This is a genomic window from Alistipes indistinctus YIT 12060 (genome assembly GCF_025144995.1).
Lineage (GTDB): Bacteria > Bacteroidota > Bacteroidia > Bacteroidales > Rikenellaceae > Alistipes_A > Alistipes_A indistinctus.
Genome location: NZ_CP102250.1, coordinates 536182 through 562111 on the forward strand (window position 1 = coordinate 536182; position 25930 = coordinate 562111).

Genomic DNA, 25930 nt, shown 5'->3' on the forward strand with positions numbered 1-25930 from the left:
AACCGGATGCCTCCGATCGTCGCCGCAATCCGACCGGTATGCGCACGGATCGGTGGAACAAAAACGGGGACCGGAGCGATCCGGAAGTTATCCACACAAAAATCCCCGGCTCAGTCGAGCCGGGGATTTTTTCATGAAGGCTTTTAAAGTTCCGTAAAACGTCAACCGGACTATTTGGACGGGGTTGCTATATCGGAAGGATCGCGCATCACCATATTCTTATCTACACGAATCGCTACGTTGCTGTCAACTTCGACCAGCACATATCCTTCTTTCACCTCTTTCACAGTGCCGTAAATACCGCCGGCTGTCACGATCTTCTGCCCCTTTTCGAGAGCATTGCGGAACTTCACCAACTCTTTCTGTTTCTTCTGCTGGGGGCGAATCATCAGGAAATACATCACACCGAAGATCAGCACCATCATAATCAGGAACTGCGCGCTTCCGCCGCCGGCTGCCTGCAGCATAATTGTCATCACATTCATAATAAAAGATATTTAATTGTTTTGCAAATATAAGACATTCCGCGATATCCGCAACACTCCTGCCAGAAACTTCAACCGAAGCGGCACAAATGAACAAACGTCCCTGCCGGGTTATTGCGCCGGGATCACTTCCCCTGCAGCAACCAACGTAAAAGGCTGGGCTGCAGCCGAAGTAGAGATGGTAATGTGCTTGAGTTGATAACCGTTAAAGCCTTTACTGTCGAACTCAAAAGAGAACGGCACCTCTTTGCCCGGCATAACCGGCTCTTTGGCGAAATCGACGGTCGTGCAGCCGCAGCTGGTTCTGACCGACAGGATGACAAACGGCTTGGAACCCGCATTGCGGATCAGCAGGTCGCGCCTCACGATCTCACCGGCACGGATACGCCCCATATCGATCGTATCGGTGGTTTGTCCGGCATGCAACAATGAATCGGAAAGTGCAATAGTCATCGAAGGCGCGAACGACGCTTCGGCCCCAGTGGTATCGGGCGCCTTGGACGAACGGCCGCAGGCTGCCACAGCCGCCACTACGGCTGATAAAATGACGATTCGCTTGAAGTCCATCTTCATTCAGACCTATTTGCAAGAAATTCTATTTATCCAACAGACCGCGGCCGCTTTTTGCAATCTTCCCCTCTTCGCGAAGCGCTTCGACGACCTTGTCGAGAATGCCGTTGATGAACGTACTGCTGCCCGGCGTGCTGTAATACTTGGCGATTTCGATGAACTCATCGAGTGTCACCTTGACCGGAATCGACGGGAAATTTATCAATTCAGACATCGTAGCCGCCATGATCAGGTTATCCATAAATGCGATGCGCTCGACATCCCAGTTCTTCGTAAAACGGCCGATATAATCGAAATACTCCTTGTAATGGACTAACGTATGCCGGAACAGCTCTTTGACGAATGCTTTGTCGTCTTCATTCTTGTACTCGGGCAGCAACGGGACTTCGTCCTGCGAAACTTTCATATTGGCCAGGGTACGCAATACCATGATATTGGCGAAATCGACATCGTCGGCCCAAAAGATCGACTGCTCTTCGACAACGTTCTCCAACTCCTCGCAGTTGTCGACCGTATAAGTATAAAAATCTTCGATCAATTTCTGATCCTCTTTGAACGAACGCGACGGGGAAGCCATATACTCGCGGTAATAATCACTCGCCGTCATCGCCTTATAGAGATGTTTGACCAGTTCGGGATACCGCACCCACCCCAGTTTGTGCGACGTGAGGTAGTCGGTCAGCCGCTCGCTGTTACGCAATGCGGCTATCACGCGGTTATCGATGAATTTTGTGTTCGGATTACGCTCCTGTTCGGTCGGCAGGTGTTTCTTGCGGCCCAGTTCGATCTTATTCTCGGCCACCGTGGCGACATCGACGATCAGCCAAAGCAGTTGATGGTACAACTCGTAAGTCTTGTCGATGCTAAACATCAGGTTTTTCTCGGACGAAATCAACGAATCGGAATCCGATTTGAAGTGTGCGTAAAGCGCCTTCACGGCCTTAATGCGGAGTAATCTTCTGCTTAACATCTGGTCAGGACTATCTGTTATTTATTCACGCCACTGTGAATAAAACGGTTGAAAGGAGCGCAAATGTATATATTTTTCGCCGAAACGGAAAGGAAAAGCGCCCGATTTTTTACCTTTGTCTGAAAATTTCCGGAATGAGACATTTCGCAACGGTAGTCATCGGCGGCGGCGCAGCCGGCATCATGGCCGCAGGGGTAGCAGCCTCGCGCGGAGGAAACGTACTGCTGTGCGAGCGGATGGAAAAGCCCCAGCGCAAAGTGCGCATTACCGGAAAAGGACGCTGCAACCTCACAAACTTATGCAGCGAAGAGGAGTTTCTGGCTAAAGTGCGATGCGGCGCCGATTTTTTCGCATCGGCCCTCCATAGATTCGATAGCGAAGCGACTATGCGTTTTTTCGAGCATATCGGGGTCCCGTTGACGGTCGAACGCGGACGGAGGGTCTTCCCCTCCAGCGGAAAGGCATGGGATATAGCCGATGCACATGTGGGCTGGTGTCGCACACAAGGCGTCACGATCGAAACCCATGCCCGGGTAACGGAGATTACCGCCCGGACCGGGCAGGTAACAGGCATCATCCTCGAAACCGCTCCGGGGCAATCCGAAACCATTACCTGCGAAAATGTCATTCTGGCCACAGGAGGAGCTTCCTACCCCGCTACCGGTTCGACCGGCGACGGCTACCGCCTGGCGCACCGTCTCGGGCACACGATCGTACCGATTCGCCCATCGCTGACTCCGCTGATCACCGGGCGCCCTACCCCCAGGCCGATGGCGGACCTCACGCTACGCAACATTTCGGTGCTGCTGCTTATCAACGGACGATCCGTAGCCGAAGAGTTCGGCGAAATGGAATTTACCCCTAAAGGAGTGAACGGTCCCGTTGTCCTGCGCCTGAGCCGCCGGGCCGTCGACGCCCTGATCGACGGGGAACGGGTGGAGTTTTCGCTCGACCTGAAGCCTGCACTCAGCCCAGAACAGCTGACCGGCCGCCTTGTCCGCGAAACGGCCGCTCTTCCCCCCAAAGCCGCAGCCCGTTCGCTGGCGGCAAAACTGGTGCCGTCGGTTTTGATCGGCGAATGGCTCAAACGGGCTGGCATCCACCCCGAAGAGTATGCGGCCGCGCTCACTCCAATCCAGCAAAAAGCCCTGATCGGAGCACTGAAAAAGTGGACGATCGGCATCGCGGACTATGCTCCGTTCACCGAAGCGATCGTCACGGCGGGTGGCGTCTCCGTCGACGAGATCGACCCGTCCACGATGCAATCAAAATTGGTAAAAGGACTTTACTTCGCCGGCGAAGTACTCGATATCGATGCAGACACCGGCGGTTATAACCTTCAAATCGCCTATTCGACCGGACATCTGGCCGGAGAGTTGAAACCTTAACCCGCATGAAAATAATTTCGCGCATCAAACGTCAATTGTTCCGGGGGTATTTCCGCATCGGGGCGGTGATTCATGTGCGTCACTGGCGGGGACACGGCATCCATTCGCCGTTCATGTACGGGATCGTGCGCAACGTGTTCATGAAAAGCAGGATTACCGGACGCGACCGGACACTGTATAACGCACTGATCCGGCACCGGATCGGACGAAAAAACGGGATCCTGCTGCAAAACCTCTACACACATTGCAAAATGGAGCGGTTTGTGCTGGTCGGAGCCATGGATGTACCGCTGCCGCCCGGGCCCGTTTTTTGCATCCTGCTGCCGAACACAACGACCGAAACATTGGGTTTTATGGCCCGCAAAATTTTGGCGCAGTCGGGCTGTCTGGTAGTGCTCGCACCGCACCGCTCGTCGCGCAGATGGAAAGTCGCACAGCAGATCCGGCAACATTACCGCTGCGTCAGCGTGGACCGGAGGGTCATGATGCTGTATTTTGCCGATCCGAAACTGCAACCGCAACACTACCGGATATAAAGCTACCGCCCGGGTAAACAGCATGACGACACATAAAAACTTTCGGATATGAAAATCTATACCAGAACCGGAGACAAAGGAACCACCTCGCTGGTAGGAGGCACCCGCGTAGCGAAAGACCATCCCCGGCTCGAAGCTTACGGCACCGTCGACGAATTGATGGCCCATACGGCCTATTTGCGGGACAACATGGAAAACCATCCGCAGCTTACCCGCTACCGAGACGAATTACTGCAGGTGCTGGATCACCTGATGCGCCTCTCATCGTACCTGGCCACCGAAGAGGAAGCCAAGAAATACCTTCCCGCATTCGACGGCACACAGGTGGCACTGCTCGAACAGTGGATCGACGGCATTCAGAGCACGCTGCCCACAATAGACAAATTCACGCTCCCCGGCGGCCATCCGATCGCCGCCCTCTGCCATATCGCCCGTACCGTATGCCGCCGCAGCGAACGCAGGGCCATTTCCCTGAGCGAACAATATCCTGTCAATGAATTTGTTTTACGCTATTTAAACCGCCTGTCGGACTACTTTTACGTACTGGCCCGTAAAATATCCATGGAATTTAACATAAAAGAAATCCTATGGGTATACGATAAATGATTTTTTTCCTATTTTTGCAGGCTAACGAGGCATAGCTTTGCCAAAGTTGATGTATAGATCATAAAAACAACTAAAATATAACTGCTATGTACTGGACTTTAGAGTTGGCTTCCAAACTGGAAGATGCGCCGTGGCCCGCTACCAAAGAGGAGTTGATCGATTATGCCACGCGGTCGGGCGCACCGCTGGAAGTAATCGAGAACCTTGAAGAAATCGAGGACGAAGGCGACATATACGAAAGCATCGAGGATATCTGGCCCGATTACCCCAGTAAAGACGATTTCTTTTTCAACGAAGAAGAGTATTGATGTGCAAATAGGTCTTAAAATGACTTAGAATGACACTCTTATAGTTAGAAAGCGCGATTTCAAGATCGCGCTTTTTTTCGCTTTATATCACACTATCTGAAAATAAACCTCACAAAAACCCCACAAATTATTCACATTCACCCATTTGATATTTAAACAATTACAGGTAGAATTAAGCCGAGATTTCCTATTGGAAACTTCACAATCAGGACAACACCTAATAAGGAAGGTAAAAAGGTAAAGTGTTTATAATATGTAGTGCATAATGTTGATTCAATTACGATTGCTAAAACTACAGTCTGCACGGTTACGTCATAAAGCAGTACGATTCGTGGTATGAGCGTTACGCGCCGGATCGTGCCAGCCTTCGCAAAGCACTACACGGACGTATCGATAAAATCATTGAAATGCAAACCGCGTTTGATTATTACCTCATAATAATTATCTTCACGTAAAACAATAAACCAGCTATGAGAACGCTTAAAAATCCCTTCATAACCAGCAGCTACGAGTCCGCGGAATACTTTTGCGACCGCGAACAGGAAAGCCGGAACCTGATCCGGGAAGTGACCAACGGAAACAACCTGGCCCTGATCTCCACCCGTCGTATGGGAAAGACCGGCCTGATCCAGCACTGTTTCCACAATCCGGAAATAAAGGGTAACTACTATACCTTTTTTGTAGATATCTATGCGACCAAATCGCTGCGTGATTTCGTGTTTTCCCTGAGCCGGGTGATCGTCGACGGTCTGAAACCTTTCGGAAGAAAGGCGATCGAGGGATTCTGGAACAGCGTCAAATCCCTGCAGGGCGGCATCACTTTCGATCCGGTAGGCAATCCCAGCTTCAACCTCCAGTTGGGCGATATCCATTCCACAGAAGCCACGCTCGACGAAATATTCCGATACCTGGAACGTGCCGCCAAACCGGTCATCGTCGCCATCGACGAGTTCCAGCAAGTCGCGTCCTATACCGAAAAGAACGTGGAAGCATTGCTACGTACCCATGTCCAGCATTGCCGCAATGCCCGTTTCATCTTTGCCGGCAGCCAGCGCCATGTTATGGGGAGCATGTTCACCAGCGCATCGCGCCCATTCTACCAAAGCGTATCGATGATGTATCTGGAAAGCATCGACCTTGCCGAATACGCAGCCTTTGCCCGGGCCCATTTCGAAAAAGGCGGCCGCCAAATCGAACCGGGGACGGTAGAAAGTATCTACGAGCGATTCGACGGCATTACGTGGTATGTGCAGAAAATGCTCAACACGCTTTATAGTATAACACCCGAAAAGGGACAGTGTACGGTAAAAATGATTCCCGAAGCCTTGCAGAATATTCTCGACTCTAATAATTACACCTTTCAGGAAATCCTGTTCCGCCTGCCGGAAAGGCAGAAACAACTGCTCATCGCCATCAATAAAGAAGGCGAAGCCCGCGCGGTTACCTCCGGGGGATTTGTCAAAAAAAACAGTCTCCCGTCGCCGAGCTCGGTACAGGCCGCCCTCAAAGGATTGCTCGAGAAGGACTTTATTACGCACGAACAGGGCGTCTACCGCATTTACGACCGATTCTTCGGAATCTGGCTCGAGGAGAACTATTAACCGGCAGTCCGAATAATCGGAAAGGGAGCGCAGCAGCAAGGTCGAACCCTGCTTGGCCCCTCACCGGAACAAGCGAATACCGCTGCACATGCCCCTTCGTTAACGTGAAAAAACACAGTTATGTGTAAAACCGGATAACTGAATCAGGATTACAAGTTTATCCGTCGGCAGAATAACTAAAAAAGCGCGGGCATTGTCGCTCACACTTTGTATCGGCTCAGGTAAGCCTTGAATTATATAAGCACATGAGGCCCACGCTCGTAAATACGTGGTTTGAGAGAACACCCCGCAATCCGAGCATGGACTCCGGTGCATGAGAGCTTTTCTTGTGCTCGGCTTACAGCCCCACCTAAAACGAAAACAGGAAACTGCAACATAAAAAAGCCGGAGAATTATCATTCTCCGGCACGGGTATCATGCAACCAATGGCTTCTACCTCCTAAATATTCCGTACATATCTATCTCCCTGCTTCTATTTTGCGGGTTTGAGGTACCATTCCTTGTTCTTCTCACCCTTACTGGTCACCCATCCGGCGAAATCAGGGTAAAAATCGTCGATCTTGACGCTTTCGTCCGGGATATGGTAATCGGGAACCGGCAGGTCGATGGCGAACGGATGAAGATCGGCCGTCACATAGTAATACGGGCCCGTCGGATTTCCCTGTTTATCCACGGAACTCTTGTCGTCGTTCCGCCCGAAAGGATACGGGTCGGCCAGCAAGGTCGGGGCATAATTGGTCAGGTGGACTTCTTTGCGGAGTACCCCGGGTGCGAACCCTTCGCTGCTCACGCAAACAAAGGGATTATACAAGGATTTTCTCGTCGTTTTATCCATCGAAACACTTCCGTCCAATTCAGTCACTACAGTGATCGGGCCCTGTGCCACGGCCTGATGGATATCGTCGAACAGCATGATGACGGCTTTACTTTGGTTCGATTCCAGTCCGCCGACCGTCTGCGCCGAGGAAGAGAAATGGTCGATCGTCACGTTTTTAACCGCCGTTGTCGGCATGTCGAGCTGGTAGCCGAAAGCACTTTTGAGCGAGCCTCCGCTGTGTAGCGGAGTAAAAACATCTTTCATGGCGATCAGCTTGTTGTCTTTATCCGTCGTAAAGGTCGTGCTGTAAGCCACCACCACGTCGTTCATGTCATAGTCGCCCTGGCTGGGCCACAAATCCTCGAAAGCCAGCGTCCCTTCAATCGGATCGCCCGTTATGTCGGGGTACTCCTCGCCGGGGTCGATTACCGGTTTGTCCGAATCGTCGATGCCGCCTTTAGGATCGGCATCCAGATAGAACAGCACATCTTTATAATCGCTGTCGGCTCCATCCTCGAAACCGATTACCGTCTTTCCGCTGGCTTTGTCGTAAAGGCTCACGCAGACCTTTTCCTGGTAATTGTTGAAATCGCTGTTCGAGCTTTTGAATGTGCCGAAATTGGTGGGGAGTATCAGCTGTCCCCAGGAAATTTTGAAACCGCTGGGCATGATGAACCATCCGACCGTGATGCCTGCGGGGAATTTATCCGAAGGCTGGCCGTCCTGGCCGAAATATTTCAGCCTCACCTGCATGCCGGGTTTCAAAGGAGGTGTATAACCCGGATACTCGTAATTGCCGTTGTACATCGAACAGTTGGGAAGCGCGACGTACTTGGGCAGGTCGAGGAATTCCTGCAAGGTCTTAGGGGCATGCCCCGTTTCGTAGTAATAGTAGCCGATGGCGTTGGCCCACTGCGAAAGTTCGGAGAGGAACACCAGCTTCAGGGAGGCCTCCTGCGTTATCTCGATATTGACCTTCTCGGCGGGAAGGGCATACTGCGAGTTGTTCGTTCCCGGAAGGAGCACGTTCTGCACGCGATTCATCAACCCGTCGGGAACCGTGGCCGCGTTTTTTTCGAGGTAGTCCGGCTTGCCGTCGATATCATAACCGCCCAGCGGCGTCTGGACATTCAGGATGTTGTCCGGGGTCGATCCTCCGCGTGTCAGGGAAGCTTGTGCGGCCGCCGCGGTACGGTCCTTTCGCTGCGAAGCCAGATTCTCCAGGAAGGAATCGAGGTTGAACGAAATCCCCGACGCGGTTACCTGCGTTTCCACACAGGTGGGCAGGCCGTAGGACTCGCTGTACAACCACACTCTATCGGTGGCCGTGGGCAGGTTGACCACTCCGGAGTATTTGCTGTCCCGGTCGGTGTAGGCTTTAAGCAGCGACTTGACTCCTTCTTTCCGGACCAACAGGCCGTCCTTTTCGATAACGGGATTTTCTGCGAATACTTCGAAAACAGCTTTGTTGCCCTTCATGGAGTAATCGACGTTTATTTTGACATCGGCCACAGTAGCGTAATCGAATCCGTTTCCGCCACCCTGCCCGTTGTCGTCGGGGCCAGAATAATCCGGTTGTTTGACGCATCCCGTCATCAGTACCGTAAATGCCGTAATGCCGGACAACAGCAAAAACAGGCTTTCTTTCGCTTTCATAATAGCGTGTATTTATTAAATATTCATATTCTGCAAACGCTTTATTCCGGAAAGGACAAAACTCCCTGCAAATCCTTTTGCAAATATAAGTTACACACTGATTACTAGAGCAATAATGGCTAAAATTGTCAGACAATAAGGAAAACCGGTCAAAAAGCAGGAGAAAATGAAAATCAGAAAAAGAAACTCTCGCGGTACTTCGTAGGGGTCATGCCGGTATAGCGGCGAAAGTAGCGGCTCAGCGTCGCATGGTCGGGAAAATGCGTACGCGCGGCAATAGCCTTGATATCCAGAGACGAATCCCTGAGCAAGGTTTTTATTTCGAAGATCGTGTAAAAAACGATCCAATCGCGGGCGGACTGGCCACTGATACTTCGGATCAGATTCGTCAGGGATTTTGCGGAAAGGCCCAGTTTTCGGGCGTAGTACGTTACATCTTTATCTGGTGAATGCTCTTCGATGATATAATGCATAAACCTGAAGGCCAATTCCTCTTTATGGGTATACCGGGTTACTTCCGCCATGGGATCGTTGATATAGGCCGCATAAAGAATCCAGTAATAGAGCCGCAGAAATTGCATGACCGTCTCCCTGCGGCAATTTGCCGGCGAATGTTTGTTCCAATATTCCATCAGGTCGCAGTAACTCAGGAATCGCCGGATATAGCCTTCGTCGGAACCGGATACGAGATGCCGGCTCATGTAGAAAAAGAATCCCGGACGCAACCTCCACAGTCCGCTCAACGTGTCGATGAACATCGTCTGGGATATCCGGAAAAAGGTCATGCGAAAATCTTCGCTGACTTCCTTAATGAACGCAAGCTGCCAGGGCAGCAAGGTGAAAACCATATTCGGCGCGATACGGAATTTGTTGTCGAGTACCTGAATCGTGATATGTCCGGATATGCAAACTCCTCCCACTCCTTCCCTGAGAAAAGCGGGACAATCCGACACGGGAAAATCGGAAAGCTCGGTACAAATATGGAACTCCTCTTTTCCCGGCGCCTCTTGTCCAGTTAAATCCGTTAGTGGTTCTTCGTCCATCGACATACTTTATTTCATGACAAAACTAAGCATTTATTTCGCTATAATTTTTTATCGTTTTTCCTTATTGTCAGGCAATCATTGCCCGATTTCATCATAAATATAACTTATAACTTAACTTCGTATAATAAGGACTTTATACACCGAGCCACTCCTTTTATTATCGAACGACAAATATCTGCTATATGCGTGCCTCCGAATGCCCAAACGAAAAAATCCCCGATCACGACGACCGGCAGGAATCATGCCGTTACCCAGGTACCGACTGCTACCCCGACAGTCTGCTCGACGCCATGCTGTCCGGTTTGATTTTCTTCGACTCGGAAGGGATTATTTTCCGCACCAATACGACGGCACGCAAAGACCTCCACCTCGCGGATAGCGTCGCCGGATGCAAACTCGGGGACGTGTGCTCCATCGACTTTCGTGGCAGCAACATCCTCGCCGACCTGCTTTCCCGTTTCCAAGACCCGGCTGTCACACAAGTTCCCTTAACGCAAGACGCCCTCCTTTGCACAAAAGACGGCAAAGTATCCTTTTTTGCCGCCGGCCGAATATCCCGTCTGGAACGGGGGCATTTCGTGTTCGCGTACCGCAATACCGTGGACGAGATGACCAACGAATCCATGATCAATATAGCCCTGAGCGTATCCAAAATATTCCCTTGGTTCTATGATTTCGAGCAACAGACGATGATCATCGACCAACGGTATTTCGACTATACCGGGATTCCGACAAAGGACCGTACGATGACCCTCGAAGCCTTCGCCGAAAGGCTCCATCCGGACGACCGGGCCGCCATGGCCCACGCCTTTGCCTTGCAACTCAGCGGGGTGTACTATCCTCATTCCGTCCCGTTCCGCCTACGTCGCGGCGACGATACCTACGAATGGTTCGAAGGACAATCAGCGTACCTCGGGCAATTGAAAAACATGCCTTACCGCATAGTAGGTATTTGTATGAGTACGCAGACCCATAAGGATACAGAAAAAGCTTTGACTATTGCCAAAGACAAAGCCGAACAAAGCGACCGCCTCAAATCGGCTTTCCTGGCCAACATGAGCCATGAGATACGCACGCCGCTAAATGCTATCGTAGGGTTCTCGAATCTGCTTGCAGGCGGCGATCCGGATATCAGCGAAGAGGAAGCTGACGAGTATGCCGCGCTGATCAGCAAGAACTGCGACTATCTGCTCACCCTCGTTTCGGATATCCTCGACCTGTCGCGCTTCGAAGCCGGCTCCATGGAGTTTTGCTTCACAAACCAACCGCTCGGACACATATTGTCCGACATTCATGGAAAATATGCGGACAGAATACCGGCAGGCGTCAGATTCAACCTGTTGGTACCTCCCCACGACATCCGGATCGACACGGATGCCCTGCGCTTGCGGCAGGTGATGGAACACCTGGTCGGCAACGCATTGAAATTCACAGAAAAAGGCCATATAGACCTCGGTTATTCGCTTACCGGCGACGGAAAGGAAGTTCGGCTTTTCGTCACGGATACCGGGTGCGGCATCCCGTCGGACATGACAGAGAAGGTATTCGACCGATTTTATAAAATTGACTCTTTCAAGCAGGGTGCCGGACTGGGGCTGTCGGTCTGCAAAACCATTATAGAGGGCATGGGAGGCCGGATCGCCGTATCCTCCCAACCGGGGAAAGGCTCCCGGTTCACCGTAAGGCTCCCGATGAAACAACAAAAATAATATAGTCTATGAGTAATGCCAGTCATTCCCCAAAAATATCCGACCTGCACGGTCCTGTGTTCGATGCTATTCCCGATATGTTTGTCCTTTATGACAAAGATCATACGATACTGGACATCCTACATCCCAAACCCGAATTGATGTCGGATCGGCCCGAGGCTTTTATCGGAAAATCCATGACGGAAGAACGCCTAAAACAGGTAGTCGGTGCCAACTATCATCAGCTCGAAGCCGTCATAAGTACCCAAAAACCCAGTCGGTTCGTTTTCCGGCACAAAGGATACCGGAGCGGCAAGATACTTTATTACGAAGTCTATCTTTCCTGGCTGGAAGCCGGCTACGTGCTGGCCGACATCCGCACGGTACACGAAAAATCCGTCGCGCTGATGGAATCCGAGCACCTGCACTATTTCTTTACCGAAGTATTGGAAAACCTCGCTATTCCCGTGTCGGTCAAAAGCATGGATACCGAACGGTACGTCTATTGGAGCAAGAAAGCGGAACAGTTCGGCCGTACGGCCGAAGAGATGATCGACGGAACGGAAGAACTTTTCATGCCGAAAAACAAGGCGTTTCAAGCGCAGCAGATCGACCGCGATATGCTTCAGGGGAAAGAGAAACAGTATCAGGGTGTCGAAAAATACACCCTGCGCGACGGGAAAGAGCACACCTTTGTCGTCACCCGGACACTGTTTTCTTTCGGGGATGAAAAATTGATCCTTAACAGCGCCCTCGATATCTCCGAGCTGAAAGAAACCCAGTCGTCGTTACTGCATACCAAAGACGAGCTGGCCCGCAAGAATATGTCGCTCTCTTCGGCTTTGAGCCTGGCCAAAGTTATCCCGTGGGGGTGCGACGTGGAAAGGGACGTTTTCTACTGCGATTACGACGCTTACCATCCCGATCATGCGCCGGAGCCAGACGGACACGGCTGTTACGTGGTTCCGATGGAACGCTATTTCGCAGGCGTCCATCCCGATTACCGGCAAGAAGCCATCCGGATGATCGCGGAGCTGAAAGAAGGCAAACGGACCGAATTTCACGAAACCTACATGGTCCATTGGTTCAACGAACGCGAATGGGAATGGGTGCAGGTGCAGTGCAGTGTTTCCCGCAGAAGTGTGGGCGGGAAACCCGTTTCGCTGATCGGTTCGGCCCAACGTATTACCGAGCAGAAAGAAACAGAACTGGCGTTACTGAAGGCTAAAGAAGAGTTGAATGTCAAAAATGCCACGCTTTCATCCGTATTGGGTATAGCCCATGTAATTCCGTGGAGCGGAGATTTAAAAACAGGCGTATTTTCATGTGATTATAACGACTACCACCATGAAGAAGCCACAGAACCGGACGCAAAAGGAGAATATGCGCTTACATTCGACCGGTTCTTTTCCCGTATCCACCCCGACTACCGGGAACATGCCATCGAACAGTTCGCCGATCTGATTGCAGGACGCATATCCGAGTTCCACGAAGTCTACCCTATCCACTGGTACAATGACCATGAATACGAATGGCTGGAAACCCAGAGCAGCATTCCCAAATATGAAATTAACGGCGATCTCCGGCAATTGATCGGTTCAGCCCGGGTCATAACCGCCCAGAAACAAATGGAGGAATCCCTGCGCATAGCCAAAGAAGAGGCCGAGCGCAGCAACACGCTTAAAAGCGCGTTCCTTGCCAATATGAGCCATGAGATACGCACGCCGCTGAATGCTATCGTCGGTTTCTCGGAACTGCTGGCCGATGCACAAGACGAAGAAGAGAAGAAAGAATATCTCAACATCATTAAGAACAGTAACGCTTTGCTGTTGCAGCTTGTCGGGGACATCCTCGACCTTTCAAAGATCGAGGCCGGAACGCTGGAATTCTCCTTTGCCGACCATGACCTGAGCGAAATCATGGGGGAACTCGAACAGACGGCCCGCATGAAAATATCCGATCCGGCCATAGAAGTGGCCTGTAAGGAATGCATGCCGGGCTGCACGATCCATACCGACCGGGGACGTCTGCTGCAGGTGATGCACAACTTCATCAACAACGCGGCAAAATTTACCCGGCAGGGGCACATCCGTTTCGGCTACCGCAAACAACCGGACGACCGTTGGTATTTTTACGTGGAAGATACCGGTTGCGGCATCCCTTCCGACAAAATAGACAACATATTCGGGCGGTTCGTCAAGCTCGACGCAAAAGCAAAAGGCACCGGATTGGGTCTTGCCATCAGCAAGAGCATCATCGAAAGGTTGGGCGGCGAGATCGGCGTCACTTCCGTGAATGGAGAAGGATCGACGTTCTGGTTCCGGCTGCCCGCCGGATGCGTCACCACATCCGGTTCGGCAGCCGAAGCCATTGAGAGCCCCCCGGAGTCTCCCTGTCCGGATACCGGGCAACCAACCCTGCTGATCGCCGAGGACGATCCGGCCAACTACAAACTTTTCGAAGTCATGCTGAAAAAACATTACACGCTCCTGCACGCATGGAACGGAAGGGAAGCCGTAGAAATATTCAGGGCCAACCGTCCCTGCATGATCCTGATGGATATCAAGATGCCGGAAATGGACGGTTACGAGGCTACGGCCGCCATCCGCGAGCTGTCGTCCGACATACCTATCGTCGCAGTGACCGCATTCGCCTATCCTGAGGACATGCGAAGGATTCTTTCCAGCGGGTTCAACGGCTGTCTGCCCAAACCCGTGAGTGCAGAAAGCCTGAAAAAAAAGATATCGGAGTTGTGTCCCGGGAAATAAGGAGTGACCTTGCCTTTCTTTTTTATGCCACCGGGCATTAAGTGGCATAACGGAGCGCTGCATTTAACCAATGGCGCTTACCGATCTAAAAAGCCGAATCGAAGATTCAGTTTCTCCCTATTTCAACAGCGAGTCCTCGTATACGGCAGATATGAATCAGGACGGACAGAAAAATGACCTGATCTACATTCCGAACACTAAAGACGAGCTGCTTTTCATCGATAAGAACGGATTTACGGCCGCCGACCAGGCCAATGGTCGACATTCTCAATCTGGACAATCTGCTGAACAGCTCCTGGAGAGTAATAAAAAGCACGAGCGCCTGCAACGAAGGCAGGCTGCTTCAATATGAAGGCGTCAACGACAACAACGTTCCCCGGTTTCGATGTACTACGACAAAGCGAAACAAAACCTCCCGACCCACACCTTCGAAAGCGCACTGGACACTACCAACTGCTGGCAACTGCAGATCGGCATCCGGTATTTCTTCAATTAGCCGGGGAGTTTACGATTGCTGAACAATACAAGATTATGAAAAAGACAGGGCATCGGCCCTGTCTTTGTTATTGGCCCTTAGCGGTCCAGTTCATCCATTTTCCGGATCAGCGCATCATACAGCTTTTTGAGAAAAACAGCCCGCTCGTTTTTACGGTTGCGGATCGCTATAAACCGGTTGTAAATATGGGGAAGTTTGATGTGGAACATCTGTTCAAAAATCCGGACAATCTCTTTAATATCGCATTGCCCTCCATCGATGCAACCGGCCAGATACAACCCGTAAATCAATTCGGTCAGTTCGCTGACCGTACCGGTCCAATGCGCAGCGACGTTCCCGGCCGGTGCGACATTCCGGTCCATCCCTTTGGGAATAACCATCAACAACAGTTCCTCTTCCGCTTTCAACAATTTCAGCACATAGTCGGCCTGTCTGGAAGTAATTTCGTAATTACCTACCGCCAAAGAAAACCTGATTCGCGTCTGGCGGATGGTGCGCAGTTGTTGTATCGCATTCCGTTCGTGCGAGTAATAATCGCAGATTAACCGGTTAAAAACCGCCGTAATTCGTTCCTGGTTCGGCAAAGAGGTCAAACCGATCATCTTGTTACAAAAAGTTTGGGCATTTTTCATGATTAAAAAAGTTTTTAATGAAACACTAAGGTTGAACCTTCCTAATCATGAACCATGAAATATACATAACAATATATTAATTATCAACACCTTCACTAGCATCAAACAGTAAATTTCGAGCAAAAAACAGGCAAAATCGACCCAAGAAAGTATCTGGTTAAGATTTACTTCCTCAGCAATTATTGTTTCTCTTCGAAAAATATTTTGAGAATCCCACCGCGACGAAGCAGCGGAAAATAGTGATCGCTAATGTACCGATACGGAACTCCGTTTGCCACACCTTTTATTTCATGAAGCAAAAGCTTGTGCCCGGCTGTGTCCGCAACAGGTGTATGGTTGAAAATCCCGAGCAGTGCCTGCTTTCCTTCCAATTCGGATTTTTCGATCAGCATACGTAATCCAGGCCAGTCTTCAGAACCGTTGTACAGGTATATTTTTTCCGCAGGAATACCGAATTCGGTCATCAGGTAACGTTTGATTGACACCGCGCGCCGCCATGCCATACGGTCGTTTGCGGCAAAATCGCCGTCAGGCGAAGCAAAACCTGCCACAACAATCGACTTCAGCATAAAATCACGCGATTCCCGCAACTTCGCTAAAGCAGCGGCTACTTCCGAAAGGACTCTGCCGTTATCCCGATAATCCGGCATTATCTGATAAGCCTGTGGAAAATAGATGGCCGCGGCACGCTGCATGTCGTCCGCATAAAGGATACGACCATCGGTCATTTCCGTAAACTCCTGCCGGTTGTAAAAGGCCATATACGGATACTCCCGCATGAGCTCTTCCGCAAAAAGACCGGCAGCGTCAGGCACCGTATCCCGGACTTCGGGTTCCGATCTTTTTGCGACCGGAACCGGGGCAGTTCGGACCTCAACCGGCAGAATAATCAGGTTTTCAGCAATCGTCTGCCCAGAAGGATCACCCTCCGAACACGGGGTTATCTTGACCGCCTCCAGGCTCAATTCGGCACCTTCCATCCATCGCTGGTAAGGTACCGTAACGGAATACCGCTGCGCATCGTTGTTTCTCAAGTAAAACAGAGCCGGAGGTACCGTCTGTTTCGACAAAGCTATGTGCCTGGCCCGGGAAATCCCGGCCAATCGTCCCTGTACGATAATCGCCGGGAACGACCACGTAAAACTATCCTTCATCAGCCGGGGGACGATCACTACATATTGTCCGCTGCGTACCGCCCTCCGATCCGCCCGTATCCGGAACGACATCTTGACACTATCTTTCTGAATACGGAAATTCAGGTCCGATACACGAACCGGGATACCGGATCCGTTCCCGGCAAACGACGGCATACAGGTAAAACCACACAACAACAGGAATAGTATTTTTTTTTGCATCGTCTTATTTTAACGGCACTCTCATTTAATCACAAACACCAGGCTGATACCGACGCGGCCCGGCCCGAAACAAAACCGGGTGGCACGTTCAGCCGCTTCGTTGCTGCCGTCGCAGTCGAACCTATCGTACTGCAATACGGCACCTCCGATCCCGGCACAAAACTCCAGCCCCCAGCGGGGCAACACGGCCATATGGTATCCGTAGGTAAGCCCGAGCCCGAATGCATCCCCTTTATAGCGCGCCCCCTTCTCAAACAATGAAAAGATTTTATAACCGCTGACATTGTAATTCCAGTACGAGACATTCGCACCGAAAAAATGACCGTTCATCCGTTCGCACAACCAATACCGGAACTCGGGACGAACCATCCAATGATCCAGTTTTTTATTGCATTCGAGGGATTGCGAACTTTTCCACCGGTTATTGGCCGCATAAACTTCCACCGAAGTGCGACGCCCCAATCCGAACTCTACGCTCAGATTTGGGGAAGCGGTTGCAATCCAGTGAACCAGATTCGTCTTGGCCGCGACTTTAGGCAATCCTTTATATGCAACGTAAGATTCCACCGGCATCCTGTGTGAAGCGGGCAGCCGGGCATCGATCAGGTCTCCGACGCTGTCCCGGGATTCCGGCTCAACGACTACTTGAATCACTTGTACCGGTTCGGATTTATCCAAAGGCAGCGACCTGTCGGGACGGGACAGGGCACTTAACGAACGGATGTCCGTAGCTATATATCGGTCTCCCGTTTCCGGATCCTCAACCGCTGGTGGCCGACCGATACCCGGCGGTATCACCGGAGGCGGAACCTCTTCTTTACCCGGACCGATGATAACCATATCCTGATGTACGAGACAGGTAACCCGGGAGATTTCCGTGACACGGTCGAGAATTTCCCGCAGGGACAGTTCCGCCGCGGGAAGATTGATCACCTGCGAAGCATCGAATACGGCACTGTTATAGGCAAACCTGTATACGGTCTGCCGCTCGATCTGGATGAAGAGGTCGCGGGCCGGCAATTCGGTACCCGAAAGCACGATTCGGACTTCCTGTGCTGAGAGAGTCGCAAAAGAAAGCAAATAGACAAAAAAAACGGCAATGATCTGGATACATAGAAGCTGGTGTCTGAGCATAAGCATAGGCTGGATTGGCGGACGGACTTATTTTTTTGTAATCCGGACCGTATTTCCGTCTATTTCATAATTGAATTGCGGAGTGGTATTCTGTAATGTAAACAATACTTTATCCAGAGAGGGATCCTGTTCGAAAACAGCCGTAAATTTTCCGTCGGGCAGCGCCTCCCCGGACATATCGATCGTCACCCCGAAATATTTGGATATAACGTGCAGGGCATGTTCGAGCGGTATCTCCTCGAACCTTAACTGTGACATCCAACGGGGCAGCTGATCCTCCACGACATCCCGCAGTACCGCATGCTCCGACTTGTTGTCTATCCGGATTTGCATATGCGGATCCAGATGGTAAACTCTTTTCCCGCAGGAGACATCGAGCAAACCCTCGGTCAGTACGATTCCGCTGGTGGTACTATCCCGGTAATCCTGCACGTCAAATTGAGTTCCTGTCGCCACGGCCGTCAAATTCCTCGCTTTAACCGTAAAAGGACGCTCCCGGGAAGCATTCACGATGAAATACGCTCCTCCGTCCAGGTATACTATGCGTTGCGACATAAAGTTCTCGCAATAGCCCACGCTGCTGTTGCTGTTCAACCACACCTGGGAGCCATCGGGCAGCATAAGGTGCTTTTGTTCCCCGCTGCCCACCGATTCTATCACATCGGACAAACGGGTCAGTTCAAAGCGGTCGTGAACCCGCAGGTTCCGCAGATACAACGCTGAAGCCGCAACGACAAGTGCAGGGATCACGACGGCAGCAATACGAAAACCCATTCTCCTGTACAACGGTCTCCTCCGTTTTCGCGGTTCCGGATCACGCACCCGGCGATGCGCGACAACACCCATCAATTCCCGGTACGATGCACGGACTTTATCATCCGGATCGGGATCGAAACGTACTGTCCTGTCAAACGCCTTTGCCAACGCCGCATCCTTCTCCTCCCGGTGAAGGTCATTGGCAAACCAAGCCCGAAACCGTTCCGCCGACTGCCCGTCGACATGCTCCTGGGCAAGATACAGATCGATTATCTCCTGAATTATTTTTTGAGAATCATTGCTCATAAACGTAGTCGTACAAATAGGCCGGCTAATCTGGCATCTAATAATAATACAATCTAAACTCTCTTTTGTCCAACACCGGAATCAATGGATGAATACGATGATCGCTTTCAGGACGTGTCTGATCTTTTTCAGGGCCTGGGACAGGTGGTTCGCTACATTGTGTTTGGATATTTCAAGATGCTGGGCGATCTCTTCGTGGGAAAGGTTTTGCTGCCGGCTCATCTCAAAAATTTTCCGACGCATCGACGACATGTTTTTTACAGTCAGCTCGATCAGCAGCTCCCTCTCTTGAGCAATCAGGATATCCTCGGCCGTCAAATGCTCTTTGTCGTCGGGATCACGCTGCTGCTGATACCGCTCAAAAACTTTTTGACGCTTGAACAAATTAATGACCGCATTGCGGGCAATCGTGTAAAGCAGGGTTTTGATATTTTTAGCGGGATCGAGTTCGGCCCGCCTTTCCCAGAGAACCATAAAAACATTCTGTACGATCTCCTCTGCCTCTTCACGGGACCGCAACAGCCTGTACAGGAAATTTTCGATGGGTCCCCGGTAGTGCACATAGACGGTTTGAAAAGCCTCATGACTTCCGTCTCGGAGAGCTTCCAGCAATTCGGGAGTCACGACCTCACTTTCAAGAGGCCGTTCCCGGCTGTTTAATTCCAGCTCCTCCTGATCGGGAAGAGCCGAAGCTAAATCTTTACTCATACTTGTTGCGACAAGGGTGTTTCTATTCATTCCGGACAAATATGCCAATAATATTTCACAATCGATCGTCTCAAACCGGGAGGTTGCCCGCTCAAACAGGCTTTCGCTCCGGCGTACCGCCAATCGGATTTTTTTTGCAATTCCAATCCTTTCCGAATTGCAAAAATGATACGAACAGAACGCTGATGACAGCTGCCGACCACTTCGATTACTGACAAATTTCTCGCCGCAATTTTCATTTTCCGAAAATAGAGAAGGTGCGGCGTTTTTTTTCCCTAAATGAGAGTTTCAATGTTACTGATGTTGCATAATCAGTTGACAAAAAGGAATAAACGTTTCTATATATCCCCCGGCCAAGCTTGTATTAGAAAGTGTAACAGGAAGCAGAGCCGGACAAAAACACAGGGACAATATGGCCGGAAATACGAGCAAGGTCCTATTTCCACTATTTGATTCAAAACCGAATATAAACAAACGTATTCAACTTTAATTAATTTATTTTATTATGAAAACATTCAAGTACTTATCTGTAGCATGTTTGAGTTTAGGGATACTGGCATCGTGTTCCAAAGACGCGAACCAGGGCCCCGCTCCCTCCAACGGAGAAAAGCATGTGGTCATATCCATGGGAGACGTCCAAACGAAAGCCTCCGACCCGGTAGGCTTGCTCTCCACAACCGCGGACGTAGACAACATCGCCATTTTTGTTACGAACACAGCAGGTACGATCCTGAAAAAAGTGGAGGTCGACAAAAACCTGACGGCCGACTCGGATTGGGACAAACTGACCACCGCAGGTCTGCTGATTCCCAATGTCGGGACGGAAGCCACGGACCTCGCCGTTTACGGCAATTACAAAAAAGGTGCTGAAACTTATGTAACCGGTGCAGTTGGCGACAAAGTGACCGTAGCGGCGACCTTTAACCAACAGCAGGGCTCGAAAGTGCTTTACTCGGGGGCGGGCGCACTCTCGTCATTCGACGTAAGCGTTGAAAACGCAAACGACGAGAACGTCTATACTTTCACGGGAAATATCTCCATTAAACCGGTTATGGCCCGTCTCCAAATAAAGCAGGTGTCTTTCGTTGCAAACGGAAGCGAGACGGTTACCAACAATTCGAACGGGAAATCAGCCCTTGTCGAATGGACCGGCCTGACCGGCGAACTGCTGGGAGTATACCTCAACAATTTCTACAAACAGTATAACGGCGCAGCCGTGGCGGCATCGCTGATGACCAATACCACCGCTTTCGAGCGGGCGACCGAAGGAAAATGGCTTTTTGGCGCCGATGCGAGCGAAACGAACGAAGCGGCGTTCGCCAGCTACAACCAATGGAATACAAGTGCATACACGCCGTATGACCTGGATGAGTTCAACACCCCGGCCGATCCCGATGCTAAAAAGTGTTTCGCATTCAACTTCTTCCCCGGACAGACTCCGTACCTGCACCTCAACCTGGGTAACGTATCTGCAACGACGATCACCAGCGACGACGAGGAAGCGTACAACCCCAGACTGCTGCCGCTTTCGAAATATGCGAATATCGTGAACTTCACGACAGGAGGCCAGAACGTCACCTTTGAAGCGGGTAAAATCTACAACGTCAACGTCGAGATCAAACCGCAGTTCATGCACACCGACCTGAACCCGGTCGCTTACAACATTACCCTTACCATTACTATCGCAGATTGGGTGGAAGAAAACATCGACCCGGAGTTCCAACAGTTGTAGTAATCCTTTAATCACAGGGGGGAGGGGCGCTCTCCCCCCCTTTTTACTGTAAAGACACAGCTAATTGACTGAGCGAAATGAAAGGATTCAACTATATCATTACCATCCTATTGTCGGCATTGGCACTGTCGGGATGTATCCGCGATGACGGCTCCGGACTGGATTGCGAACGTACCCGTATCTCGTTCACCTATTACGGCGACATTCCGGGACGATGCCGTTTCCTGGAAAAAACCGACCAGGTAACCCTGTTCGTCTACAACAGCGACGGGAAACTCGTGATGACCCGGACAAAAAGTATCGGCGACCTGCAGGGATACAAGGGGATTAACCTGAACCTGCCCAACGGTGAGTATTACCTGATCGCCTGGACGAACCTGACCGACTGTACCGAAATACACGATTCGGGCAAGCTTTCCGACGCCGTGCTCGGTTGCCGGGATTATTACGCCGGGAATCCGGTCATCGAACAGGAAAACGACAGGATTTATTATGCCTTTAAAAAAATCACGGTCGTACAGAGCGAATTCCGGGATGAAGAGATGCAATTCACGCAGGCCCACATTCCCCTCCACATTTACATTACGGGAGCGGCGGCCCCTACCAAGGCCGATGCCCCCGTTGAGGTGGACATTGCCAACCTCCACCCCCAGATGGGATTCGACGGCACAGCTTCCAGTTCGCTTAAAAGCGTTTACCGGGCCCAGCTCGTACACGATGCAGAAACGGGTGATTATACCTCCCGTATCAATGCCTATCGTTTTCTCAACGACAACGACGTGCAACTGACACTGTCATCCAGCGGCGGCACCGTCCGTTACAAGACCGTCAATCTGGTGGATTTCATGAACGAACATTCCATCTCGGTAGACGATAAAGACGAAGTGGAAATTGCCATACGCTTCAGATTCAACAACACTTCGGTAGATGTTACCCCTTGGGAAGAAGAAGATATCGACCCGACACAAAAATAGGAATCCATGCAAAAGGATAAGATATTCAAAACTATATTGCTGTTTTGCATCCCCTTGTTGGTGTTATCGTGCAGCAAAACCGCCGGGGATGACTCCCCGGGACAGGATGCCAACCTGGCATTGGCCCTTATTACTCGCAGCGAGAACGGCGATCTGGCGATTACCGGTGAAGACCGATTCACCAGCCTGGCCGTGTACATATTCAACAACGACAACGGCGACCTGGAATTCTCCGAACTGATCACGGACTTCACGCCGGAATCGTCGGCAAGCCTTTACACCAAATCGGTCCGGGTAACGCAAGACAAAAAGGCGGTTTATGCGATCGCCAATTATGCAGGCCAAAGCTTTACGGCAGCCGGACAACCGGTAACGATCACCGAGCAGACACCCCGGTCGGTACTCGACGCACTGCAAGTCGCTTCCGCGACTTTCGCGGGCAACGATATCGTCATGGTAGGAAAAAAGGTAGTGGAGATGACCAGTACCGCAGTGAATGCGTCGATAGAAATGGAACGGCTGGTAGGCCGGCTGGATTTGCACGTTTATAAAGCCGCAGAGCTGACAGACGATGCGGTGGAGCTGGTTTCTATAATCTTTTGCAACCAGGTGACCAAAAGCAACGTCCAGTACCAGAGCAACGCAATGCCCGCAGGCGATATCCGCCAGACGGAAACGCATACACCTTCGGCGGCGACTTTGCTGGAAGTGGTGCCCGACAATACCGATTATGCTTCACGCACGCCGTCCGATGCCGAAACGTCGTTCTACAGCTACCAGAATATTTCCGGGGCAACCGATCCGTCGGGAGCCGCCCCGGACGACTCCTCGACACCGTACCTGCTGGTAAATGTGAAAGTAAACGGCGCTCCGGTCACCTATCGCGGAGACCTGAAGAATCTGGCCGGACTGTACGACCTGGAACGGAACAAGGTATACCGTATCAAGACCGTCGTAGGGGAACCCCAAGGGATACTGTATCTGCGTATAGAGGTTATGAAATGGGATACGGAACTTTCGGAAATTACTTACGACAACCGGGCTTTTACGTTTTCAGGAACGGATAACGGAGCCAACCGCGGAGAGGTATCCATGTCCGATCCAGCCACTTTCAGCTTCAACCTTACGGCGCCTGCCGGAGCGGTCTGGGCGGCCAACCTCACCAACGGACTCGATTTCAAACTGCTCTCCGAAGGAGATTATGTTTCACAAGGCATTACCAGGGTCACTCCGTTCTACATCCGGATCGTGCCCTCTAAAACCTTTTCCGCAGGCGCAGACCGGCAAAGCCGGTTCTATATCACCGTAGACGGACAAAAAGCGACAATCAATCCAAACGGTGCGGGAGGCCCCTTCGACGACGGACGGAAATATCCGGGAACCGAAACCGAAATTCTGATCAAACAAATACAATAATGAGTGCCATGATACGAAAGCATACGATATTACCGATCCTCGCGCTGGCTGTCCTGTTTCTCGCCCCGTCGTGCCAAAAGGACCGGGGTTACTCGATCGCTGACGACGGCAGCCTGATGCTCCAGGTCATGTTGCCGGTGGAGCAATTCACCAAAGCGTCGGAAACCGGTGCGGACGAACTGAACGAAAATAAGGTGTCGACACTGGACGTCTTTATCTACCAGGAAGGCGAAGAGGCTTGCGTCCACTACCAGCGTATTACTCCGGCGGCCGGCCTCGTCCGGTACGGACTGACGAAAATGCAGAAAGATTTTGCCCTGAACGCCGGGTATACGGTATATGTCGTAGCGAACGGAGGGACGGCCACCGGCAGTGCGAAAAGCCTCGCCGAATTGAAAGCGGCCGTCATCGCCGAAGCGTTGGATCCCGATGCGGTACAGTCTGCGCTGCTGATGGACGGAAAATCGGCGGTAACGGTGCTGAACGACGGTACGAACACAAACAAAAACATCGATGTATCGCTCAAAAGGGGTGTTGCCAAAATCCGGGTAAACCTCAGCTACGGTACGGACTACCAGCCCACAGGCCAGGTAACGAAGAAACTGGTCAACTACGCGTACGACAGCCGGGTGCTGGAAAGCGGCGACGCCTATTCGCCCGCCCTTGCCACGACTGCGTCCTATACGAATACGGATGCCGTTTCGGGAGATGCGGATCAAATCATCTTCTATTCATACGCAAACGACTGGAACAGCGCAGTAGCCGACGAGACATTCATTTACCTGAACGTACCGATCCGAAAAGGAGCGGGTACCGAAAACCATTATTACAAACTTCCCGCAAACTACCGGCTCGCGTCCGATGGGAATGACCCGGCCCACCTGTACAAACTGCGGCGCAACTACATTTACAACATCACTGCGCATATCAACGGCGACGGAGGATCGAGCGCACCGGAAGCGGTTACATTGGAAAGTGTCAATTACCAGGTGGTCGACTGGACGACCAACCACGTGGACGTATGGATCAAGAACATCATGTACCTCTACATCGACGAACAGGAGATCGTAATGAACAACATCAGCACCTACCTGACCGGGTTTCAGTCTTCATCGGACAACGTGGAGATTCAGAACCTGAAGGTATTCGTCGAAGGAGTCGAAACTTCGACTGCCGGCGTGTCGGTCACCCGTGAACCTTTCGTGCACAACGGATCGATCACGATCAACAGCACCATTCCGGACAATTTCGTGCCGAGAACCATCACTTTTGACGTGGAAAACGGTGACCATATCGTGCAGAGTGTCAAGATAACGCAATATCCGCCCATCTGGATCGGACACATCACGTCGCAGGATGTGGACGGAACTAAAAACCGCAACATGTACACGGTCAACATCAAACAGGCTGACCTGCGGACGATTCCGATGCCGGACGTGCCGACCAAGGGAAGTTGGGGTGATGCCCACATACGCGGTTATTACCAGGAACTGACCGGACAACTCTACACCGGACCGCACCCTTACAACCCCGTCAACGACGGCAGGCAGGAGATGGAGTACGGATATTGCCAGATCGGTTACCCCGTACTGGATAAAAACGGCTATACCGATCCCTCGACCGAAAACCGGTGGATGATCTCTCCGAACTTCATGTTCGCCTCGCGGGTCTCCTCCTCGACGGACAAAGTCGATTTCTGGGCCGCCGTGAGCCGGTGCAAAAACTACTCCGAGACCGGTACGGACGGCGTGACCTATACCGGATGGCGCATGCCGACCTATGCCGAAATGCTGCTGCTGGACATTCTTCAGAACGTCAGCAAAAGCGAAATCAAGGAGATTACCGACCGGCACCGTTACTGGACCGCCGACCCCGCGTCCAACTCGGCATTCCGCATCCTGAATCCGTCCGGCGGTACGAACGGAGAAAACGCCAGCTATGCGGAAGTGCGCTGCGTGCGGGACATAGACCGCCCCTTATAG

22 protein-coding genes are annotated in these 25930 nt (G+C 51.4%); 12 read left to right on the top strand and 10 right to left on the bottom strand.

Going from position 1 to position 25930, the window contains the following annotated elements:
- Positions 1-170 precede the first annotated feature (170 nt).
- The 3 genes from yajC to NQ495_RS02560 all read right to left on the bottom strand — a co-directional run bounded on the left by yajC (position 171) and on the right by NQ495_RS02560 (position 2025).
- Entirely contained in the window at positions 171-485 is a 315-nt protein-coding gene (gene yajC, locus NQ495_RS02550) for a preprotein translocase subunit YajC (protein ID WP_009134537.1), read from the bottom strand.
- A 111-nt stretch (positions 486-596) separates the two neighbouring features.
- On the bottom strand, positions 597-1052 hold the full coding sequence (locus NQ495_RS02555) for a DUF1573 domain-containing protein (RefSeq protein WP_187118326.1): 456 nt from the start codon (positions 1050-1052) through the stop codon (positions 597-599).
- 28 nt (positions 1053-1080) lie between these two features.
- Positions 1081-2025: a transcription antitermination protein NusB gene (locus NQ495_RS02560; RefSeq protein ID WP_009134535.1), complete on the bottom strand. Its 945-nt coding sequence runs from the start codon at positions 2023-2025 to the stop codon at positions 1081-1083.
- 134 nt (positions 2026-2159) lie between these two features.
- Here NQ495_RS02560 and NQ495_RS02565 point away from each other — a divergent pair, with 134 nt between their 5' ends.
- The 5 genes from NQ495_RS02565 (at position 2160) to NQ495_RS02585 (ending at position 6464) form a co-directional block, all read left to right on the top strand.
- Positions 2160-3413, top strand: a complete 1254-nt coding sequence (locus NQ495_RS02565; protein WP_009134534.1) for a BaiN/RdsA family NAD(P)/FAD-dependent oxidoreductase — start codon at positions 2160-2162, stop codon at positions 3411-3413.
- A gap of 5 nt (positions 3414-3418) precedes the next feature.
- Positions 3419-3949, top strand: coding sequence for a hypothetical protein (locus tag NQ495_RS02570; protein WP_009134533.1), 531 nt, complete (start codon positions 3419-3421; stop codon positions 3947-3949).
- A 48-nt stretch (positions 3950-3997) separates the two neighbouring features.
- Entirely contained in the window at positions 3998-4555 is a 558-nt protein-coding gene (locus NQ495_RS02575) for a cob(I)yrinic acid a,c-diamide adenosyltransferase (protein ID WP_009134532.1), read from the top strand.
- An 86-nt stretch (positions 4556-4641) separates the two neighbouring features.
- Positions 4642-4863 (top strand): DUF2795 domain-containing protein, encoded by a 222-nt coding sequence (locus NQ495_RS02580; protein WP_009134531.1) that lies wholly within the window; start codon positions 4642-4644, stop codon positions 4861-4863.
- 470 nt (positions 4864-5333) lie between these two features.
- Complete coding sequence (locus NQ495_RS02585) at positions 5334-6464, top strand: AAA family ATPase (protein ID WP_009134530.1); 1131 nt, start codon at positions 5334-5336, stop codon at positions 6462-6464.
- A gap of 472 nt (positions 6465-6936) precedes the next feature.
- On the opposite strand, the gene NQ495_RS02590 is transcribed toward NQ495_RS02585, so the two are convergent.
- Positions 6937-8937 (bottom strand): LruC domain-containing protein, encoded by a 2001-nt coding sequence (locus NQ495_RS02590; RefSeq protein ID WP_009134529.1) that lies wholly within the window; start codon positions 8935-8937, stop codon positions 6937-6939.
- A gap of 173 nt (positions 8938-9110) precedes the next feature.
- Positions 9111-9980 (bottom strand): helix-turn-helix domain-containing protein, encoded by an 870-nt coding sequence (locus NQ495_RS02595; protein ID WP_050808026.1) that lies wholly within the window; start codon positions 9978-9980, stop codon positions 9111-9113.
- A 185-nt stretch (positions 9981-10165) separates the two neighbouring features.
- On the opposite strand from NQ495_RS02595, the gene NQ495_RS02600 reads away from it, so the two are divergent.
- The 3 genes from NQ495_RS02600 to NQ495_RS02610 all read left to right on the top strand — a co-directional run bounded on the left by NQ495_RS02600 (position 10166) and on the right by NQ495_RS02610 (position 14791).
- Entirely contained in the window at positions 10166-11692 is a 1527-nt protein-coding gene (locus tag NQ495_RS02600; RefSeq protein WP_009134527.1) for a PAS domain-containing sensor histidine kinase, read from the top strand.
- An 8-nt stretch (positions 11693-11700) separates the two neighbouring features.
- Positions 11701-14439, top strand: coding sequence for an ATP-binding protein (locus NQ495_RS02605; RefSeq protein ID WP_009134526.1), 2739 nt, complete (start codon positions 11701-11703; stop codon positions 14437-14439).
- Positions 14440-14509: 70 nt separating this feature from the next.
- A complete protein-coding gene (locus NQ495_RS02610; RefSeq protein WP_040294570.1) occupies positions 14510-14791 on the top strand; it encodes a hypothetical protein in 282 nt (93 codons plus the stop codon).
- 221 nt (positions 14792-15012) lie between these two features.
- Here NQ495_RS02610 and NQ495_RS02615 read toward each other — a convergent pair whose 3' ends face one another.
- From NQ495_RS02615 to NQ495_RS02635, 5 genes are all read right to left on the bottom strand, one after another.
- Positions 15013-15567, bottom strand: coding sequence for an RteC domain-containing protein (locus tag NQ495_RS02615; RefSeq protein WP_009134523.1), 555 nt, complete (start codon positions 15565-15567; stop codon positions 15013-15015).
- A 179-nt stretch (positions 15568-15746) separates the two neighbouring features.
- A complete protein-coding gene (locus tag NQ495_RS02620) occupies positions 15747-16547 on the bottom strand; it encodes an OmpA family protein (protein WP_187118325.1) in 801 nt (266 codons plus the stop codon).
- Positions 16548-16943: 396 nt separating this feature from the next.
- Positions 16944-18056, bottom strand: a complete 1113-nt coding sequence (locus tag NQ495_RS02625; RefSeq protein WP_009134521.1) for a DUF3575 domain-containing protein — start codon at positions 18054-18056, stop codon at positions 16944-16946.
- Between the two features lie 27 nt (positions 18057-18083).
- Positions 18084-19118 carry a FecR family protein gene (locus NQ495_RS02630; RefSeq protein WP_009134520.1) on the bottom strand — a complete coding sequence of 345 codons (1035 nt, stop codon included), beginning with the start codon at positions 19116-19118 and terminating at the stop codon, positions 18084-18086.
- Between the two features lie 81 nt (positions 19119-19199).
- Positions 19200-19949, bottom strand: a complete 750-nt coding sequence (locus NQ495_RS02635; RefSeq protein ID WP_147337763.1) for an RNA polymerase sigma-70 factor — start codon at positions 19947-19949, stop codon at positions 19200-19202.
- Between the two features lie 502 nt (positions 19950-20451).
- Here NQ495_RS02635 and NQ495_RS02640 point away from each other — a divergent pair.
- From NQ495_RS02640 to fimD, 4 genes are all read left to right on the top strand, one after another.
- On the top strand, positions 20452-21558 hold the full coding sequence (locus NQ495_RS02640) for a hypothetical protein (protein WP_040294567.1): 1107 nt from the start codon (positions 20452-20454) through the stop codon (positions 21556-21558).
- Positions 21559-21635: 77 nt separating this feature from the next.
- On the top strand, positions 21636-22532 hold the full coding sequence (locus NQ495_RS02645; protein ID WP_009134517.1) for a FimB/Mfa2 family fimbrial subunit: 897 nt from the start codon (positions 21636-21638) through the stop codon (positions 22530-22532).
- Between the two features lie 6 nt (positions 22533-22538).
- Positions 22539-23948, top strand: coding sequence for a fimbrial protein (locus tag NQ495_RS02650; protein ID WP_009134516.1), 1410 nt, complete (start codon positions 22539-22541; stop codon positions 23946-23948).
- A gap of 8 nt (positions 23949-23956) precedes the next feature.
- Positions 23957-25930, top strand: a complete 1974-nt coding sequence (gene fimD, locus NQ495_RS02655) for a fimbrial tip adhesin FimD (RefSeq protein ID WP_009134515.1) — start codon at positions 23957-23959, stop codon at positions 25928-25930.